Here is a 17,824-nt window from a genome sequence, read left to right as displayed (position 1 = left end):
CATAACCTGGAGGCTGGCATCTTGCGCAAAGCCGGAGCTGATTTTGTGACTTTGGGAGAAAATTAGAAAATCTTAGTGTGTCTGTAGGTACACAGTGATGTTCTGCCACGGATGGCAGAACAAGGCAGCATCGAGTCATGGATGACTCGTTGTTGCCGTTCACGTCACTCCAAGAAAATCTAACTCAGACACACTTAGACTTTTCTTATTTTCGTACAATGGAACCAAAATTAACTCCGGCTTTGCGCAAGATGCCACTCACAAGCCTACGATACACCATTTAGGGAGATGATTTATTTCATAAACAAACCAGCATTTGTCGGGCAGCTATGATAGCAGTATTGTACAATATTATCCAACCATAATGCAAGAAAAACGAATAAAAATCAAATATAATATTTACATCAGCTGAAAAAGAAAACAGAATTATGCAAAAAATATAAAAAAGAATATTGAAATAAAATGTGTCAGGAGGAAAAAATGAAAAGAAAATGGTGGCATGACAAGGTAGCATATCAGATCTATCCAAAGAGTTTTCTGGATACAAACGGAGACGGAATTGGTGATCTGAGAGGAATTATCTCAAAACTGGATTATTTAAAAGAACTTGGCATTGATATCATCTGGCTTTCTCCGATTTATAAATCACCGTTTATTGACCAGGGATATGATATATCTGATTACTATAAGATTGCAGAAGAATTTGGAACTATGGAAGAATTTGACGAGCTGCTTGCCGAAGCAAAAAAGCGTGACATGTACATTGTTATGGATCTGGTGGTAAACCATTGTTCGAGTGAACATGAATATTTTAAGGCGGCTTTAGCTGATCCGGACGGACCTTATGCAGATTATTTTTATTTTGTAAAGGGAAAAGATGGAAAAGAACCAAGCAATTATCGTTCTTATTTTGGTGGAAAGGCATGGGAGCCGGTGCCGGGATCGGATAAATACTATCTGCATATGTTTGCTAAGGAACAGCCGGACTGGAACTGGGAAAACAAAGAAGTACGGGATAAGATATATAAGATGATCAACTGGTGGTTAGATAAGGGACTTGGTGGATTCCGTATTGATGCGATCATTAATATCAAGAAAGATACAAGTTTTCCTTCCTATGAACCGGATGGGGATGATGGTCTGGTGTCATGTGTGAAGATGGTAGAAGAGACAGACGGCGTCGGAGAATTTTTAGAGGAGATGAAACATGAGACTTTCGAGAAATACGACGCTTTTACAGTTGGTGAAGTATTTAATATGAAAGAGGACGAATTAAGGGAGTTTGTCGGGGATGATGGTCATTTCTCAAGCATGTTTGATTTCTCTGCACATGAACTGACCTATGGTGAGCATGGATGGTATGACAGCAAAAAGATAGATTTTAAACGCTGGCGAGAAATTTTGTTTGCTTCCCAGAAAGAGATGGAGGGCATTGGGTTTAAGGCAAACATCATTGAAAATCATGATGAACCGAGAGGTGCAAGCCGTTACCTTCCGGATTATGCGCAGAATGAAATGGGCAAAAAAATGCTTGCCACAACTTCAATCCTGCTTCGGGGAATCCCGTTTATTTATCAGGGACAGGAAATCGGTATGACAAACTGTCATAGAAACGATATTTCAGAATATGATGATATCAGTACAAAAGATCAGTATCAGGTTGCAATCGAGGCAGGATGTACGAAAGAAGAAGCATTGGCATGCTGCTATGAAAACAGCAGGGACAATGCGCGTACACCAATGCAGTGGAGTGCAGATGAAAAAGGAGGCTTTAGTGTACATGTGCCTTGGCTTGCAATGAATCCAAATTATAAAGAAATCAATGTCCGTGAGCAGGAAGGACGGGAGGACTCAGTACTTTCCTATTATAAAAAGCTGATCGCACTGCGCAAATCACCGGAATTTAAAGAAACTTTTGTTTATGGAAGAGTAGTACCGGTTTATGAAGATACGGATACAATATTTGGATTTATGCGTATTGGAGAAGAAAACGGACAGAAAATACTTGTAATCGCAAATTACGGAAAAGATGCGGCAGAGTTGATGCTGCCGGGAGAGGTAAAAGAAATTTTGCTGTCAAATACAGGTAGAAAAGCTCTGCCGGGTGAGAAGATTATGCTGGAGAGTCTTGAGACAGCAGTACTTTTTCTGTGAGCAGACATATAATAAACAGCATCTTTCTGGAACAAATATAATGATATTTGACAGATGCAGGCATTACATAGAATTGACAAAAACTTCATAAAAAAAATACAGGAAGCGTTAAGAATCCGATATCCCGGTTGACGGTAAAAAATACGTCTGATATGTTAAAAGAGTGTGTAAAAAGCGGCAATGACGTGTTTGCAGGAAAAACGGAAAATGCCGTAATAACTAAAAAAAGAGGGATAAAATGGGAGCAAAAGAATTTGCATCATTATTAGGAGGACTGGCGCTTTTTCTGTATGGAATGAACATGATGAGCCAGGGGATGGAGGCTGCTGCCGGAAATAAGATGAAACAGATCTTAGAGCGGCTGACAACGAACCGGTATTTAGGTGTTTTAGTAGGAGCAGTGATCACTGCGATCATACAGTCATCCTCCGCAACAACAGTTATGGTCGTAGGTTTTGTTAATTCCGGCATGATGACATTGCGGCAGGCAGTCGGAGTGATCATGGGTGCTAATATCGGTACGACCATTACAGGACAGCTGATCGCACTTGATGCCGGGGCGATCGCACCGTTTATTGCGTTTTTAGGTGTTGTGCTGGTTGTTTTTCTGAAACAGCCAAAAGTAAAAAACATAGGAGGTATTTTAGCAGGGCTTGGTGTTCTTTTTATTGGAATGGAAATGATGAGCACAGCAATGATGCCGCTTCGGGATTCCAAAGCGTTCATTGATATGATGACAAAATTTTCCAATCCTCTGCTTGGAATTTTAGCAGGTGCAGTTTTTACAGCATTGATCCAGTCCTCATCAGCGTCGGTTGGAATCCTTCAGGCTCTTGCGGCAAGTGGGGCGATTTCTTTTTCTGGAGCAGTGTATGTGCTGTTTGGACAAAATATCGGTACCTGTATTACAGCAGTGTTAGCGTCGATTGGAACAGGCCGGAATGCTAAGCGGACGACAATCATCCATCTTTCATTTAATATCATAGGAACAGCAGTCTTTACGATACTCTGTATGCTGACACCGCTGACATCCTGGGTTGGGGGATTTACACCGGCAAATCCGGCTGCACAGATCGCCAACATGCATACGCTGTTTAATATCGTAACAACGATATTGCTGTTACCGGCAGGAAATCTATTGGCAAAACTGGCAGAAAAAATTCTGCCGGACGTGGACGAGCCTGAGGAAGGGATGTATTTAAAATATTTAAAAAATACAAAACCGGTGACAGAGGGAAAAATCGGTGTATCAGCAATCAATTTTGAACTGACACACAAAGAGATTGCAAGAATGCTTGAGATTGCAAAGAAAAATGTCGCAGACAGCTTTACGGCATTTTTAAACTGTGATGACGGGTTTATTACAAAAGTGGAAGAAAAAGAGGAGTACGTGGATTTTTTAAACCGAGAGATTTCAAAGTACATATCCAAAAACATGGCACATGAGACAAATACGCAGGGAAGCAGGATATTAAGTGCCTATTTCAAAGTGACCAGCAACATAGAAAGAATCAGTGATCATGCAATGAATATTTGCGGATATTCTGAGTGGCTGAAGGAAAAAGATGTCAGATTTTCAAAAGAAGTAAAGGAAGAAATTTTGCAGATGCAGCAGACCTGCGAGGAACTTTTGACGCTGCTTTTAAATGAAAATATGGAGGCGCTTGATGGATTAAGCCGTATTTCGGCACTCGAACAAAAGATGGATGACATGACAGAGGATTACAGAAATCGTATGATGCACCGGATACAGGAAGGTACTGCGTCAGGTGAGGGGAGTGTTCTCTATACAGAGATGCTCACTGATTTTGAGAGAATCGGAGATCATGCATTAAATATTGCACAAGAGATGACAGAAGTAAGGTTGGCAGAATAACAGAAGTTGGAGGAATATTATGTCATTTTTAAAAGATGTATTGCGGGGAATCGCAATCGGTGTTGCAAATATCATTCCGGGTGTCAGTGGAGGAACTATGATGGTTTCCATGGGAATATACGGGGATGTGATCTCTGCTGTGACGGAAATGCCTAAACATTTTTGGAGGAGTGTCAGGCTTTTACTGCCATATGCAGTTGGGATGCTGTGTGGGATCGGTGGATTGTCGTTTGTGATCGGATATTTTTTTCTGGAATTTCCGTTTGAGACAGCAATGTTATTTATTGGTCTGATCTTTGGCGGAGTACCACTTTTATTGCCAAAAGTAATGGGAAAACGTGCTTCGGTTTCGGAGATATTGCTGTTTTTACTGTTCTTTGGACTGGTCGTATGGATGCAGTTTTGGAAACAGGGAACAGATGTTTCTTTAGAACCCGGTATACAGAGCAGTATGTCCTTATTTCTGGTCGGAACAGTAGCTGCAGCGACCATGGTCATTCCAGGTGTCAGTGGATCAATGCTTTTGATGTCTCTTGGGTACTATACGCCGGTCATAAACAGGATCAGTGAATTCCTGGCTGCATTGCCGGGATTAAGGTGGGAAGTGCTGTTTTCGTGTGCGGCAGTTCTCATTCCGTTTGGCATTGGTGTAGTGCTAGGAATATTTCTTGTTTCAAAACTCGTGGAATATCTCCTGAAAAAACAGGAGAGAAGAACTTATTTTGCGATTATGGGACTGGTCATTTCATCACCGATCGCAGTTCTTTCGGGAATGAATATTGTTTCCATTGGGATTGGACAGCTTTTGCTGGGAATATTACTTTTTATTGGCGGTTTTTTTATTGCAAATATGCTTGGAAAATAAAATAGTAGAAGATAAATAAAAATAATCAGACAATAACAAAAAAAGTGCGGAAAAATTAATCAATTTTTTTGCGCTTTTTTATTTGAAAAATAAAAAAATGTGTTACAATAGATAGGTACTAACGATTACCTTGGGGGTATTGTATGCAGGATAAAGATTCAGAAATGCTGAATCACCAGCGGAAACGCAGAAAAAGGATTGCGAAGATCCGAAACGGTATTATCTTGATCGTAGCAGGATGGATTGTTCTTTCCATGATTCTGATCGTGGCATTATTTTTTAAGATGGTGTCACTGGAACATAAGATAGACCGGCTGGTGACAAGCAGCAGCGAACAGAATACAGATCAGGTCAATGCAGGCGATGCCGCAAAGCTGAGTGGCGGTGTGATAGCAGAGGAAACAGAAGATACGGAAATTATGCAGACGGAGATGACCTGGGATAAAGTAACACCTCCGGCTACGGGAATATCCGATGAAGATAATATGGCATCGGACGGAGATTTACATAAGGTATACTTAACATTTGATAATGTACCGTCTGAACATACGTCTGAGATTTTAGATGTATTAGAAGAATATGGTGTGAAAGCTACTTTCTTTGTGAATGGAAGCCAGGATGAAGAAATGATTCCTGTTTATAAAAGGATTGTAGATGAGGGGCATACTCTTGGCATGAATTCTTATTCAAATCAGTATAGTGTGATCTATCAGTCAGAGAAAGCGTTTGAGCAGGATTATATGACACTGAAGAATTTCTTAAAGCAGACCACAGGAGTGGACAGCTTTTATTATCGTTTTCCGGGAGGAAGCAGTAATCTCATCAGTAATGTGCCGATGGATTATTTTATCCATTATCTTAATACGCAGGGAATTGTCTATTACGACTGGAATGTATCGGCTGGAGATGGAGCTTCAACTGTGTATACATCTGAGGAAATAGTTGAAAATGTGACAGATGATGTAGTAAAATATAAAACGTCGGTGGTTTTACTGCATGACGGGAAAGATAAGTCAGCAACGGTAGAAGCTTTAGGACCTTTGATTGAGGCTTTAGAGGGAATGGGCGCACAAATATTACCGATTGATGAAGATACACAGGTTATTCAGTATGTGAAAGCAGACACAGTGGAATAACTGAGAATAAATGGAGGAATGAACATGGGATTTTTCAAGGATTTTAAAGATGACTTCTCACAGGCAGTCAATGAACTGATGCCTGCAGATGACAACCTGGAAACCGGTACTAACGAAAACGACGTTGTTGTTAATACGTTAGAAGGGGAAGTAGATGTTGAAACAGAACTTTCCAAGCTGGATGGTCTGTTAGAACAGGTGACAAAGCAGGAAGCTGAGAAAGCAGCCGCAGCAAGAAGTGCCGCAGAAATGGCAGCACAGCATGCAAGTGTACAGCCGGAAAAAACAGCAGCACCTGTAACAGAAAAAAATGAAACAGTTTCAAATATTACAAAAGCAACCCAGGAGGAAAGAAAAATGGCTGACAATACAACAGCACCTGCAACTAATAACCAGAGCGCACCGGTATCTGATGAGGTATCTGTAATCACAGAGGGAACAATCATCAAAGGTGACATTGTATCAAACGGTTCTTTAGATGTAAGAGGACAGGTAGAAGGAAATGTAGGATGTAACGGCAAATTAGTTGTAACTGGTGTCGTAAATGGAAACAGCAGTGCGTCTGAGTTTTTTGCAGATGCAGCAAAGATCGAGGGAGAGGTTGTCAGCACAGGAACCGTTAAAATCGGTCTTGGTTCTGTTATCATCGGTAATGTAACTTCCACTTCCGCAGTGATCGCAGGAGCTATCAAAGGTGATATCGATGTACAGGGACCGGTTGTTGTAGACACATCCGCAGTTGTTATGGGTAACATCAAATCCCGTTCTGTACAGATCAACAACGGCGCAGTAATCGAGGGATTCTGTTCACAGTGCTACTCTGACGTGGATGTACAGAGCCTGTTCAATGGTAATGCTCAGAAAGGAAACGAGTAATCGAATATGAAGAGAGTATTCTTAAAATTAAGCGGTGAAGCTTTAGCCGGTGAAAAACATACCGGATTTGACGAGCCGACTGTTACAGAAGTGGCGCGACAGGTAAAACAGATTACAGATCAGGGCATTCAGGTCGGCATCGTGATCGGCGGAGGTAATTTCTGGAGAGGAAGAACCAGTGAAACCATTGATCGTACAAAGGCAGACCAGATCGGAATGTTAGCAACGGTTATGAACTGTATCTATGTTTCTGAAATTTTCCGTTCCGTTGGAATGAAAACACAGATCCTGACACCATTTGAGTGTGGAAGCATGACAAAACTGTTTTCAAAAGACCGTGCAAATAAGTATTTTGAAAAAGGAATGGTCGTATTTTTTGCAGGAGGAACCGGACATCCGTATTTTTCAACGGACACAGGCATTGTGCTCCGTGCGATCGAGATGGAGGCAGAGGGAATCTACCTTGCAAAAGCAATTGATGGTGTTTATGACAGCGATCCAAAGATCAATCCTTCCGCTGTAAAATACAGCGAGGTATCTATACAGGAGGTTATTGACCGCAAACTTGCAGTGGTTGACCTTACTGCATCGATCATGTGTATGGAAAATAAAATGCCGATGTTTGTTTTTGGACTGAACGAGGAAAACAGCATTGTAAAGGCAATGACAGGCGATTTTAATGGTACGAAAGTAACCGTATAATTCATGACAGCAGAATGTTTACAGAATATACATTCTATTGCAATAAAAACCGCGAAAGGTATGGAAAAATATATGGATGAAAGATTAGTTCAGTTTGATGAAAAAATGCAGAAAACAATGAATAACCTGTCTGAGGAGTTTGGAAGCATCCGTGCCGGACGTGCTAATCCGCATGTCCTTGACAAGTTAAGAGTTGACTATTACGGAACACCGACAGCAATCCAGCAGGTGGCAAACGTTAATGTACCGGAACCGAGAATGATTCAGATCCAGCCGTGGGAAGCATCCATGGTAAAAGAGATCGAGAAGGCAATCTTAACATCGGATCTTGGAATCAACCCGACCAATGATGGAAAAGTGATTCGTCTTCTTTTCCCGGAACTCACAGAGGAAAGACGTAAAGAACTGGCAAAGGATGTCAAGAAAAAAGGTGAGAGTGCAAAAGTTGCAATTCGTAATATCCGTCGTGATGCCAATGATTCTTTCAAGAAGTTAAGTAAGTCTGCAGATGTGTCCGAGGACGAAGTGAAAGAGTTAGAGGACGGCGCACAGAAAATGACAGATAAATATATCACTGAGATCGATAAGGCTGTTGAGGCAAAAACAAAAGAAATCCTGACAGTTTAAGGATTTTTGTGTAGAATATAGAGGTGAGGACATGACAAAAGCGTGTCCTCATTTTCGCTTTATGAAATGAAAATGATTTTTCATGAAAAGTAGGCAGGAACGGAGGATCAAAATGAAAATTCCACAGCATGTAGCAATTATCCTTGACGGAAACGGAAGATGGGCGAAAAGTAAGGGAATGCCAAGAAATTATGGACATACAGTCGGAGCAAAAAATGTGGAAACAGTCTGCAAAGCAGCACATGATATGGGAATCAGATATCTGACCCTGTATGCTTTCTCAACAGAAAACTGGAACAGACCTGAGGGAGAAGTGGCAGCGCTCATGAAGCTTCTCGAAAGTTATCTGAAGAACTGTATCAAAACAGCAGACAAAAATAATATGCGTGTGCGTGTGATCGGAGATACCACACGTTTAAGTGACCGGTTCCAGGCACAGATTACAGAACTGGAAGCAGCTTCTGCGAATAATGATGGCCTGAATTTACAGATTGCTATTAATTATGGAAGCAGGGATGAAATGATCCGTGCAATGAAAAAACTTTATCAGGATATGGAGAATGGAACAAGGCAGATATCAGAATTAAATGAGGATGTGTTTGCGTCATATCTGGATACAGCAGGGATTCCGGACCCGGATCTTCTGATCCGGACAAGTGGAGAACAGCGCCTTTCAAATTATCTGTTGTGGCAGCTTGCGTACAGCGAATTTTATTTCACGGATGTACCATGGCCGGATTTTGGAAAAGAGGAATTAGAAAAAGCTGTAGAAGCGTATAATAAGAGAGACAGAAGATTTGGTGGATTGACAGAGGAATCCAAATAAACTGAAAGAGGAAAGGGCAGGTTTTCGTATATGTTTAAAACAAGACTGTTGAGCGGCATTGTGTTAGTTGTAGCCGCATTGGTGCTTATTATCACAGGGGGAGATGTATTACTCTTTTCGACATTACTCATTTCGTATATCGGGATGTTCGAATTGTACAGGATTTTTCATGTGGAAAAAGAATTACCGGGAATCGTGGGCTATCTTGCAGCAACTGTATTTTACTGTAATTTAAAATGGGATTTTCTGCCGGATATTATGGTAGTTGTTTTAGGTTTTCTGATGGCACTTATGTTTGTTTATGTCTTTACCTATCCGAAATATAAGACAGAGCAGATGCTGGCTGTATTTTTTGGAGTGTTTTATGTTGCTGTGATGCTTTCTTATGTATACCAGACAAGGATGCTTAACGCAGGCGCTTATATTGTCTGGCTGATCTTTTTGTGTTCGTGGGGATGCGATACCTGTGCGTACTGTGTAGGCATGCTGATCGGAAAACATAAGATGTCTCCAAAATTAAGTCCGAAAAAGTCTGTTGAGGGAGCAATTGGCGGAGTAGTTGGAGCTGCACTTTTAACTGTCATTTATGGCATGATCTTTAAAAATGCGATGGGTGTTACCATGCAGCATGTGTGGATCATGGCGGCGATCAGTGCGGTTGGAGCGCTGATTTCCATGGTGGGTGATCTGACTGCCTCTGCAATCAAAAGAAACTATGAGATCAAGGATTACGGAAAGCTGATCCCGGGTCATGGCGGTATCTTAGACCGCTTTGACAGTGTGATCTTTACTGCACCGATGATTTATTTCCTTGCAGCAAATTTTATTGTATTGTAAACAGAGGATACGGATATGAAAAAAATAGCAATCTTAGGTTCGACGGGGTCGATAGGTACGCAGACACTTGATATCGTAAGAGAACAGAAGGATATTGAGGTTGTTGCGTTTGCAGCAGGAAGCAATATTACATTGTTAGAGCAGCAGGTCAGGGAGTTTTCTCCAAAACTGGTATGTGTGTTCAAGGAAGAAGCTGCAGAAGCACTGAAGATTAAAATAGCAGACACAGATACGAAAGTGGTTTCAGGGATGGAGGGACTGATCGATGTGGCAGTTCATCCGGAGAGTGAGATTTTAGTTACTGCGATCGTTGGCATGATGGGAATCCGGCCGACAGTTGCTGCAATTAAGGCAGGTAAAAAAATTGCCCTTGCAAATAAAGAAACACTGGTAACGGCAGGGCATATTATTATTCCATTAGCAAAAGAATATCATGTGCCCATCCTTCCGGTGGACAGCGAACACAGTGCAATTTTCCAGTCGCTGCAGGGAAATGCGGGCAATCGTATTGAAAAGATACTGCTGACAGCATCCGGTGGACCATTCCGCGGAAAAAGTACGGCTGATCTTGCAGGGATGAAAGTGGAAGATGCCCTAAAGCATCCGAACTGGTCAATGGGAAGAAAGATAACAATAGATTCATCCACACTTGTCAATAAAGGACTTGAAGTTATGGAGGCAAAGTGGCTTTTTGGGGTGGAATTAGATCAGATTGAAGTGGTCGTTCATCCACAGAGTGTGATCCATTCTGCTGTGCAGTATGAGGACGGGGCAGTGATCGCACAGCTTGGAACACCGGATATGCGTCTGCCGATCCAGTATGCACTTTATTATCCAGAGCGCAGAAAAATGTCAGGTAAAAGACTTGATCTTTTTGAACTGGGAAGCCTGACGTTTGAACGGCCGGATACAAAGACCTTCCTGGGACTGGCGTTAGCATACGATGCAATGAGAAAGGGTGGCAGTCAGCCAACCGTATTTAATGCGGCGAACGAGCGTGCAGTGGCAATGTTTTTAGACCGTAGGATCAGCTATCCGCAGATCACGGAGATCATTGAGGACTGCATGGAGCATGTGGCATATATCAGCGATCCGACTTTAGATCAGGTATTAGAAACAGAGCAGGCAGTATACGAATATATCGGGCAGAAATGGGCTTAGAGGCAGAATGGAAAGGTATTAAAAACGGATGAAAATTATTATCGCATTATTGATCTTCAGTATCATTATTATATTTCATGAACTTGGACATTTTTCACTGGCAAAGGCAAATGGGATCCGTGTCAATGAGTTCTGTCTCGGACTTGGACCGACGATTTTTGGCGTGACGAAGGGAGAAACGAAATATTCCTTAAAACTGCTTCCGTTTGGAGGTGCCTGTATGATGGAGGGAGAAGACGGCGAGAGTACAGATGACCGGGCATTTGGCAAAAAGTCTGTCTGGGCAAGGATCAGTGTGGTTGCCGCCGGGCCGGTGTTTAACTTTATCATGGCATTTGTCTTTTCTTTTATCCTTCTTTCCTGCAATGGATATGATGTCCCTAAGATCACAGAGGTCAGCGAGGGCTTTGCAGCGGAACAGGCAGGTATGCAGGCGGGGGATGTCATTGTAAAAATGAACGGAAAACATATTCATTTTTACCGGGAAGTCAGTTCCTACTCCATGTTTCATGCGGGGGAGACCGTGGAAGTGACTTATGAGCGTGACGGAAAAAGATATACGGCAGAGCTGACCCCGCTGTATGATGAAGAACTTGGCAGATACCGCTATGGTTTTGTCGGCGGCGAAGTGGAGAAAGGAAATGTGTTTAAGAATCTTCTGTACAGTGGATATGAGGTAAAATACTGGATCGATACGACGCTTGGAAGCCTAAAAATGCTTGTCACAGGCGGTGTTACCTTAAATGATATGAGTGGTCCGGTCGGGCTTGTCGATGCGATCGGTGACAGCTATGAGGAGAGTGTTTCCTACGGTTATTATGCGGCATTTTTACAGATGCTCTATATCTGTATTCTGATCTCGGCAAACCTTGGTGTTATGAACCTGCTGCCGCTTCCGGCATTGGACGGTGGACGACTGGTGTTTCTGATCGTTGAGGCGATCAGGGGGAAAAAGGTTGATCCGGACAAAGAGGGCATGGTGCATTTTATAGGACTTATGCTTTTAATGCTTTTGATGGTGGTTGTAATGTTTAACGATATTCGAAAAATTTTCATGTAGAGGTGAAAGTACAGTGAAAACAAAAACAGTAAAAATCGGTTCGAAAGTGATCGGGGACGGCAATCCAATCCTGATCCAGTCAATGACAAATACAAAGACAGAGGATGTTGCAGCGACAGTGGCACAGATCAATAAACTTGCTGCTGCAGGCTGTGATATCATAAGATGCGCAGTACCTACCATGGAAGCTGCAGAAGCACTGACAGAGATAAAAAAACAGGTAACGATCCCGGTTGTGGCTGATATTCATTTTGATTACCGTCTGGCGATCGCAGCGATCGAGCATGGTGCGGATAAGATCCGTATCAATCCGGGAAATATCGGAAGCAGGGAGCGTGTGCAGGCAGTCGTAGATGCAGCAAGAGAGCGCCAGATCCCGATCCGTGTCGGTGTTAACAGTGGTTCCCTAGAGAAAGATCTTGTAGAAAAATATCACGGTGTGACCGCCGAGGGAATCGTGGAGAGCGCATTAGATAAAGTAAAAATGATCGAGGATATGGGATATGATAACCTTGTCATCAGTATCAAATCCTCAGATGTTATGATGTGTGTGAAAGCACATGAACTGATCGCGGAGAAAACGGATCATCCACTGCATGTCGGAATCACAGAAGCAGGAACAATCATCAGCGGCAATATCAAATCCTCAATCGGACTTGGTCTGATCTTATCTCAGGGAATCGGAGACACAATCCGCGTGTCATTGACCGGAGATCCATTAGAAGAGATCAAATCTGCGAAGCTGATCTTAAAGACACTTGGACTGAGAAAGGGCGGCATTGAGGTTGTTTCCTGTCCTACCTGTGGAAGAACCAGAATTGACCTGATCGGACTTGCCAACCAGGTCGAGAACATGGTTGCAGATATTCCGCTTGATATCAAAGTTGCGGTTATGGGCTGCGTGGTCAATGGACCAGGAGAAGCAAAAGAAGCGGATATCGGAATTGCCGGAGGAATCGGAGAAGGGCTTATCATCAAACACGGGGAAGTTTACAAGAAAGTACCGGAATCTGAACTGTTAGAGAGCCTCAGGTTTGAACTGCTGCACTGGAATGAGAATTAAGTAAGTTGGAGTTGAAACAACATGACAAAAATGTTTTTTGATGTATTTCCGACACTGGAAGTGAACGGGGATATGAAAAAACTGTTATCGGAGACGGAAGTTACCAAAGTCGGTATGAATCATGAGAAAGATCATATCCGGATCTACTTAAATGGAAAACGTCTCATACATAAAAAGAATATATATCAGTTGGAAAAAAACATACATGACCAGATCTTTAAAAACAGACACATGGATGTCAAGGTCATTGAAAAATATCAGTTGTCAGAGCAGTATACAGCGGAGAAACTGATGGATCTGTATAAGGACAGTATCTTAGAGGAGCTGAAAAATTACAGTCTGATGGAGTATAATCTGCTGCGTTCCGCTAAAATGGAGTTTACAGGGGATTCACATCTGCTTTTAACTTTAGAGAATACGATCATTGCGCAGACCAGATCACATGAGATCGTTGAATTTTTAGAGAAAGTGGTCTGTGAGCGCTGTGGACTTGATCTTTCCGTGGAACTTGCTTTTGAGGAACCGAAAGAGAGTAAACATAAGAAAAACAGTGACTTACAGATACAGTTTGAGATAAAAAATATTTTAAAACGCGTACAGCTTCATGAGGATGATACACCGGTAAAAGTGGAATCACAGGATGACAGAGATGTGCAGACTGCGAATATGACGACAAAAACTGCCACAAAGGAATCAAATAATGCAAAAGAATCTGCAAACGCAGGAAATAATGCAAAATTTGCAGCAAATACAGCAAAAATGGCAGACGAAAAAGGGGAAAAATCTTTCGGGAAAAAAGAATTTCGAAAGAAATATGATGGTGGTTCCTATGGCGGATACAAAAAATCAGATAATCCGGATGTTTTATATGGAAAAGATTTTGATGATGAGACGATCCCGATCGAGAAGATCGTCGGAGAAATGGGAGAGGTTACGATACGCTGTCAGGTCATGACACTTGAAACGAGAGAAATCCGCAATGAAAAAACAATCGTGATTATGTCGGTAACCGATTTTACGGATTCGATCGTCTTAAAAATTTTTACCAGAAATGATCAGCTTCCGGAGCTGCTTGAGGGTGTGAAAAAAGGTGCATTTTTAAAGATTAAAGGTGTTACGACAATCGATAAATTCGATAGTGAACTTACGATAGGTTCGATTGTCGGAATCAAAAAGATACCGGATTTTACGTCTGTCCGTATGGATACAAGCCCGGAAAAACGTGTGGAACTGCATTGCCATACCAAGATGAGCGATATGGATGGTGTTTCCGAGGTAAAAGATATCGTAAAACGTGCCGTGAAATGGGGACATAAAGCAATCGCTATCACTGATCATGGGGATGTACAGGCGTTCCCGGATGCAAACCATGCGATCTCGCCGGATGATGACTTTAAGGTTATCTATGGTGTGGAGGCATATCTGGTGGATGATTTAAAAGATATCATTACCAACTCGAAAAACCAGAATCTCGATGATACTTATGTGGTATTTGATCTTGAGACGACCGGATTTTCTCCTGAAAAAAATAAGATCATAGAGATCGGTGCGGTAAAAGTGGAGCATGGGGAGATCACAGACCGGTTCTCCACTTTTGTAAACCCGGAAGTGCCAATCCCATACAGGATTGAGGAACTGACCTCCATCCGTGATGATATGGTAATTGATGCACCAAAGATCGAGACAATCCTGCCGCAGTTTATGGAGTTCTGCGGGGATGCGATCATGGTCGCCCATAATGCTGATTTTGATATGAGTTTTATCATCAAAAACTGTGAGAGGCAGGGGATTGAGAAAGATTTTACGATCATTGACACGGTTGCCTTAGCACGAATCCTGATGCCGCAGCTAAACCGGTTCAAACTTGATACAGTGGCAAAAGCACTTGGAGTCTCTTTAGAGAACCACCACCGTGCAGTGGATGATGCAGGATGTACGGCAGAGATTTTTGTAAAGTTTGTAAAGATGCTTCATGACCGGGGGATGGAGACTTTAGATGAAGTTAACCAGATGGGACAGGCTTCACCGGAGACGATCATGAAGATGAACACATATCATGCGATCATCCTTGCGACAAACGATATCGGACGTATCAATCTGTACCGTTTGGTCTCATTGTCACATCTGACTTACTATAACAAAAGACCGCGTATTCCGAAAAGCGAATTTGTAAAATACCGTGAAGGTCTGCTGTTAGGTTCTGCTTGTGAAGCGGGGGAGCTTTACCGTGCGATCGTAGGTGGAAGACCGGAAGAAGAGATCATAAGACTTGTAAAGTTTTATGATTATCTGGAGATCCAGCCACTTGGCAACAATGAATTTATGCTAAAAAGCGATAAGGAATCGGTCAGTACGATCGAGGAGCTGCAGGATATCAACCGTCGTATCGTAAAACTTGGAGAAACATTCGGAAAACTTGTTGTTGCAACCTGTGATGTACATTTCCTTGATCCGGAAGATGAGATTTATCGTCGTATCATTATGGCGGGAAAAGGATTTAAGGATGCAGATGACCAGGCTCCGCTTTATCTTCGGACAACAGAGGAAATGCTCAAAGAATTTGAGTATCTGGGCTCGTCAAAAGCGGAAGAAGTTGTTATCACAAACCCGAATAAGATTGCGGATATGTGCGAGAAAATTGCACCGGTACGTCCGGATAAATGTCCGCCTGTGATTGAAAATTCGGATCAGATGCTGCGTGATATCTGCTATACCAAGGCACACAGTATGTATGGGGAAGAGCTTCCACCAATCGTAAAGGAGCGGTTAGACCGTGAGTTAAACTCCATCATTTCCAACGGATATGCGGTTATGTATATCATTGCACAGAAACTGGTATGGAAATCAAATGAGGATGGATATCTGGTTGGATCACGTGGTTCCGTAGGTTCATCCTTTGCGGCAACAATGTCCGGTATCACGGAAGTAAATCCACTTCAGGCACATTACCGCTGCCCTAACTGTAAATACAGCGACTTTGATTCGCCGGAGGTTAAGGCATTTTCCGGCAGAAGCGGTTGCGATATGCCGGATAAGATCTGTCCGGTCTGTGGTGAAAAATTAGTGAAAGACGGATTTGATATTCCATTCGAAACTTTCCTTGGATTTAAGGGAAATAAGGAGCCGGATATCGACTTAAACTTCTCCGGTGAGTATCAGAGTAAGGCACATGCGTACTGTGAGGTTATCTTCGGTTACGGTCAGACATTCCGCGCCGGTACGATCGGTACACTTGCAGATAAGACGGCATTTGGTTATATTAAGAATTATTATGAAGAACGTGGTATTCATAAGAGAAACTGTGAGATCGACCGTATTGTACAGGGATGTGTCGGTGTAAGAAGAACAACCGGACAGCATCCGGGTGGTATCGTCGTACTTCCGGTGGGAGAGGAGATCAACACTTTTACTCCGGTACAGCACCCGGCAAACGATATGACAACTGCGACAGTCACTACGCATTTCGACTACCATTCGATTGACCACAACCTGTTAAAACTTGATATATTAGGACACGATGATCCGACCATGATCCGTATGCTTCAGGACTTAACGGGAATCGATCCGGTTACGATCCCTCTGGATGATGAAGCAGTCATGTCTTTATTTAAGAATACATCAGCACTCGGTGTCACACCGGAGGAGATCGGAGGTATTCCGCTTGGATGCCTTGGTATCCCGGAGTTTGGCACAGAGTTCGCCATGCAGATGGTTATCGATGCGAAGCCGCAGGAATTTTCGGATCTGATCCGTATTTCCGGTCTGTCACACGGTACCGATGTATGGCTTGGCAATGCACAGACATTGATCGAGCAGGGACTGGCGACGATTTCTACTGCCATCTGTACGCGTGATGATATCATGATCTACCTGATCCAGATGGGACTTGACAGTGAGCAGTCCTTTACGATCATGGAGTCTGTACGAAAGGGAAAGGGACTTAAGGAAGAATGGAAGACGGAGATGCGTGCACATGATGTGCCGGAGTGGTACATTGATTCCTGTTTAAAGATCAAATACATGTTCCCGAAAGCGCATGCGGCAGCTTACGTTATGATGGCATGGCGTATTGCATACTGCAAAGTATATTATCCGCTTGCCTACTATGCAGCCTATTTTTCCATCCGTGCGACCGGATTCAACTATGAGATCATGTGTCAGGGAAGAGAGCGCCTTACCTATTTTCAGAAAGATTATGAGCGCAGAAAAGACTCACTTTCCAAGAAAGAGCAGGATGTTTACCGTGATATGAAGATCGTGCAGGAAATGTATGCAAGAGGCTTTGATTTTATACCGATTGATATTTACCGGGCAAAACCGGATCGTTTCCAGATCATTGACGGAAAACTGATGCCTGCATTAAATACCATCGATGGTATGGGAGACAATGCTGCGATCGCGGTGGCAGAAGCAGCAAAGGATGGGAAATTCTTATCCAGGGATGATTTCAGACAGAGAACAAAAGCAACGAAGACGGTCATTGACCTGATGGGAGATTTAGGACTGCTTGGCGATATGCCGGAATCGAACCAGCTTTCACTGTTTGATTTCACGTAGAAAAAAGATAAAAAGGTATGAAAAAACACAGAAGACTAACAAAAAGTCCCTGTGTTTTTTTGATAAAACCATTGCTGGCTGTAT

The 17,824-nt window shown here is 42.6% G+C and carries 13 protein-coding genes; all 13 read left to right on the top strand.

The window, feature by feature from the left end; genetic code table 11:
• Window positions 1-480: 480 nt before the first annotated feature.
• On the top strand, window positions 481-2,154 hold the full coding sequence (locus DXA60_RS09165) for an alpha-glucosidase (RefSeq protein ID WP_117920959.1): 1,674 nt from the start codon (window positions 481-483) through the stop codon (window positions 2,152-2,154).
• Between the two features lie 238 nt (window positions 2,155-2,392).
• On the top strand, window positions 2,393-4,030 hold the full coding sequence (locus tag DXA60_RS09160; RefSeq protein ID WP_117920958.1) for a Na/Pi cotransporter family protein: 1,638 nt from the start codon (window positions 2,393-2,395) through the stop codon (window positions 4,028-4,030).
• A 19-nt stretch (window positions 4,031-4,049) separates the two neighbouring features.
• Window positions 4,050-4,895: a DUF368 domain-containing protein gene (locus DXA60_RS09155; protein WP_117920957.1), complete on the top strand. Its 846-nt coding sequence runs from the start codon at window positions 4,050-4,052 to the stop codon at window positions 4,893-4,895.
• Window positions 4,896-5,038: 143 nt separating this feature from the next.
• Window positions 5,039-6,031 carry a polysaccharide deacetylase family protein gene (locus DXA60_RS09150; protein ID WP_117920956.1) on the top strand — a complete coding sequence of 331 codons (993 nt, stop codon included), beginning with the start codon at window positions 5,039-5,041 and terminating at the stop codon, window positions 6,029-6,031.
• A gap of 24 nt (window positions 6,032-6,055) precedes the next feature.
• The gene (locus DXA60_RS09145) at window positions 6,056-6,907 is read left to right on the top strand and encodes a polymer-forming cytoskeletal protein (RefSeq protein ID WP_117920955.1); all 852 of its coding nucleotides are present in this window, start codon (window positions 6,056-6,058) and stop codon (window positions 6,905-6,907) included.
• A 6-nt stretch (window positions 6,908-6,913) separates the two neighbouring features.
• Window positions 6,914-7,609 carry a UMP kinase gene (gene pyrH / locus DXA60_RS09140; protein ID WP_006858906.1) on the top strand — a complete coding sequence of 232 codons (696 nt, stop codon included), beginning with the start codon at window positions 6,914-6,916 and terminating at the stop codon, window positions 7,607-7,609.
• Between the two features lie 72 nt (window positions 7,610-7,681).
• Window positions 7,682-8,236 carry a ribosome recycling factor gene (gene frr / locus DXA60_RS09135; protein WP_117920962.1) on the top strand — a complete coding sequence of 185 codons (555 nt, stop codon included), beginning with the start codon at window positions 7,682-7,684 and terminating at the stop codon, window positions 8,234-8,236.
• Between the two features lie 112 nt (window positions 8,237-8,348).
• Window positions 8,349-9,062 carry an isoprenyl transferase gene (locus DXA60_RS09130; RefSeq protein ID WP_243006828.1) on the top strand — a complete coding sequence of 238 codons (714 nt, stop codon included), beginning with the start codon at window positions 8,349-8,351 and terminating at the stop codon, window positions 9,060-9,062.
• A gap of 30 nt (window positions 9,063-9,092) precedes the next feature.
• Window positions 9,093-9,899 carry a phosphatidate cytidylyltransferase gene (locus DXA60_RS09125; protein WP_117920953.1) on the top strand — a complete coding sequence of 269 codons (807 nt, stop codon included), beginning with the start codon at window positions 9,093-9,095 and terminating at the stop codon, window positions 9,897-9,899.
• A gap of 15 nt (window positions 9,900-9,914) precedes the next feature.
• Entirely contained in the window at window positions 9,915-11,060 is a 1,146-nt protein-coding gene (locus DXA60_RS09120; protein WP_117920952.1) for a 1-deoxy-D-xylulose-5-phosphate reductoisomerase, read from the top strand.
• Window positions 11,061-11,088: 28 nt separating this feature from the next.
• Complete coding sequence (gene rseP / locus DXA60_RS09115) at window positions 11,089-12,120, top strand: RIP metalloprotease RseP (RefSeq protein WP_117920951.1); 1,032 nt, start codon at window positions 11,089-11,091, stop codon at window positions 12,118-12,120.
• Window positions 12,121-12,133: 13 nt separating this feature from the next.
• Complete coding sequence (gene ispG / locus DXA60_RS09110) at window positions 12,134-13,183, top strand: flavodoxin-dependent (E)-4-hydroxy-3-methylbut-2-enyl-diphosphate synthase (RefSeq protein ID WP_117920950.1); 1,050 nt, start codon at window positions 12,134-12,136, stop codon at window positions 13,181-13,183.
• A gap of 21 nt (window positions 13,184-13,204) precedes the next feature.
• Window positions 13,205-17,740 (top strand): PolC-type DNA polymerase III, encoded by a 4,536-nt coding sequence (locus DXA60_RS09105; RefSeq protein WP_117920949.1) that lies wholly within the window; start codon window positions 13,205-13,207, stop codon window positions 17,738-17,740.
• Window positions 17,741-17,824 lie beyond the last annotated feature (84 nt).

The organism is Roseburia sp. OF03-24 (genome assembly GCF_003463035.1).
Classification (GTDB): Bacteria; Bacillota; Clostridia; order Lachnospirales; family Lachnospiraceae; genus Roseburia; species Roseburia rectibacter.
This window is presented reverse-complemented; position numbering and strand designations above follow the sequence as displayed.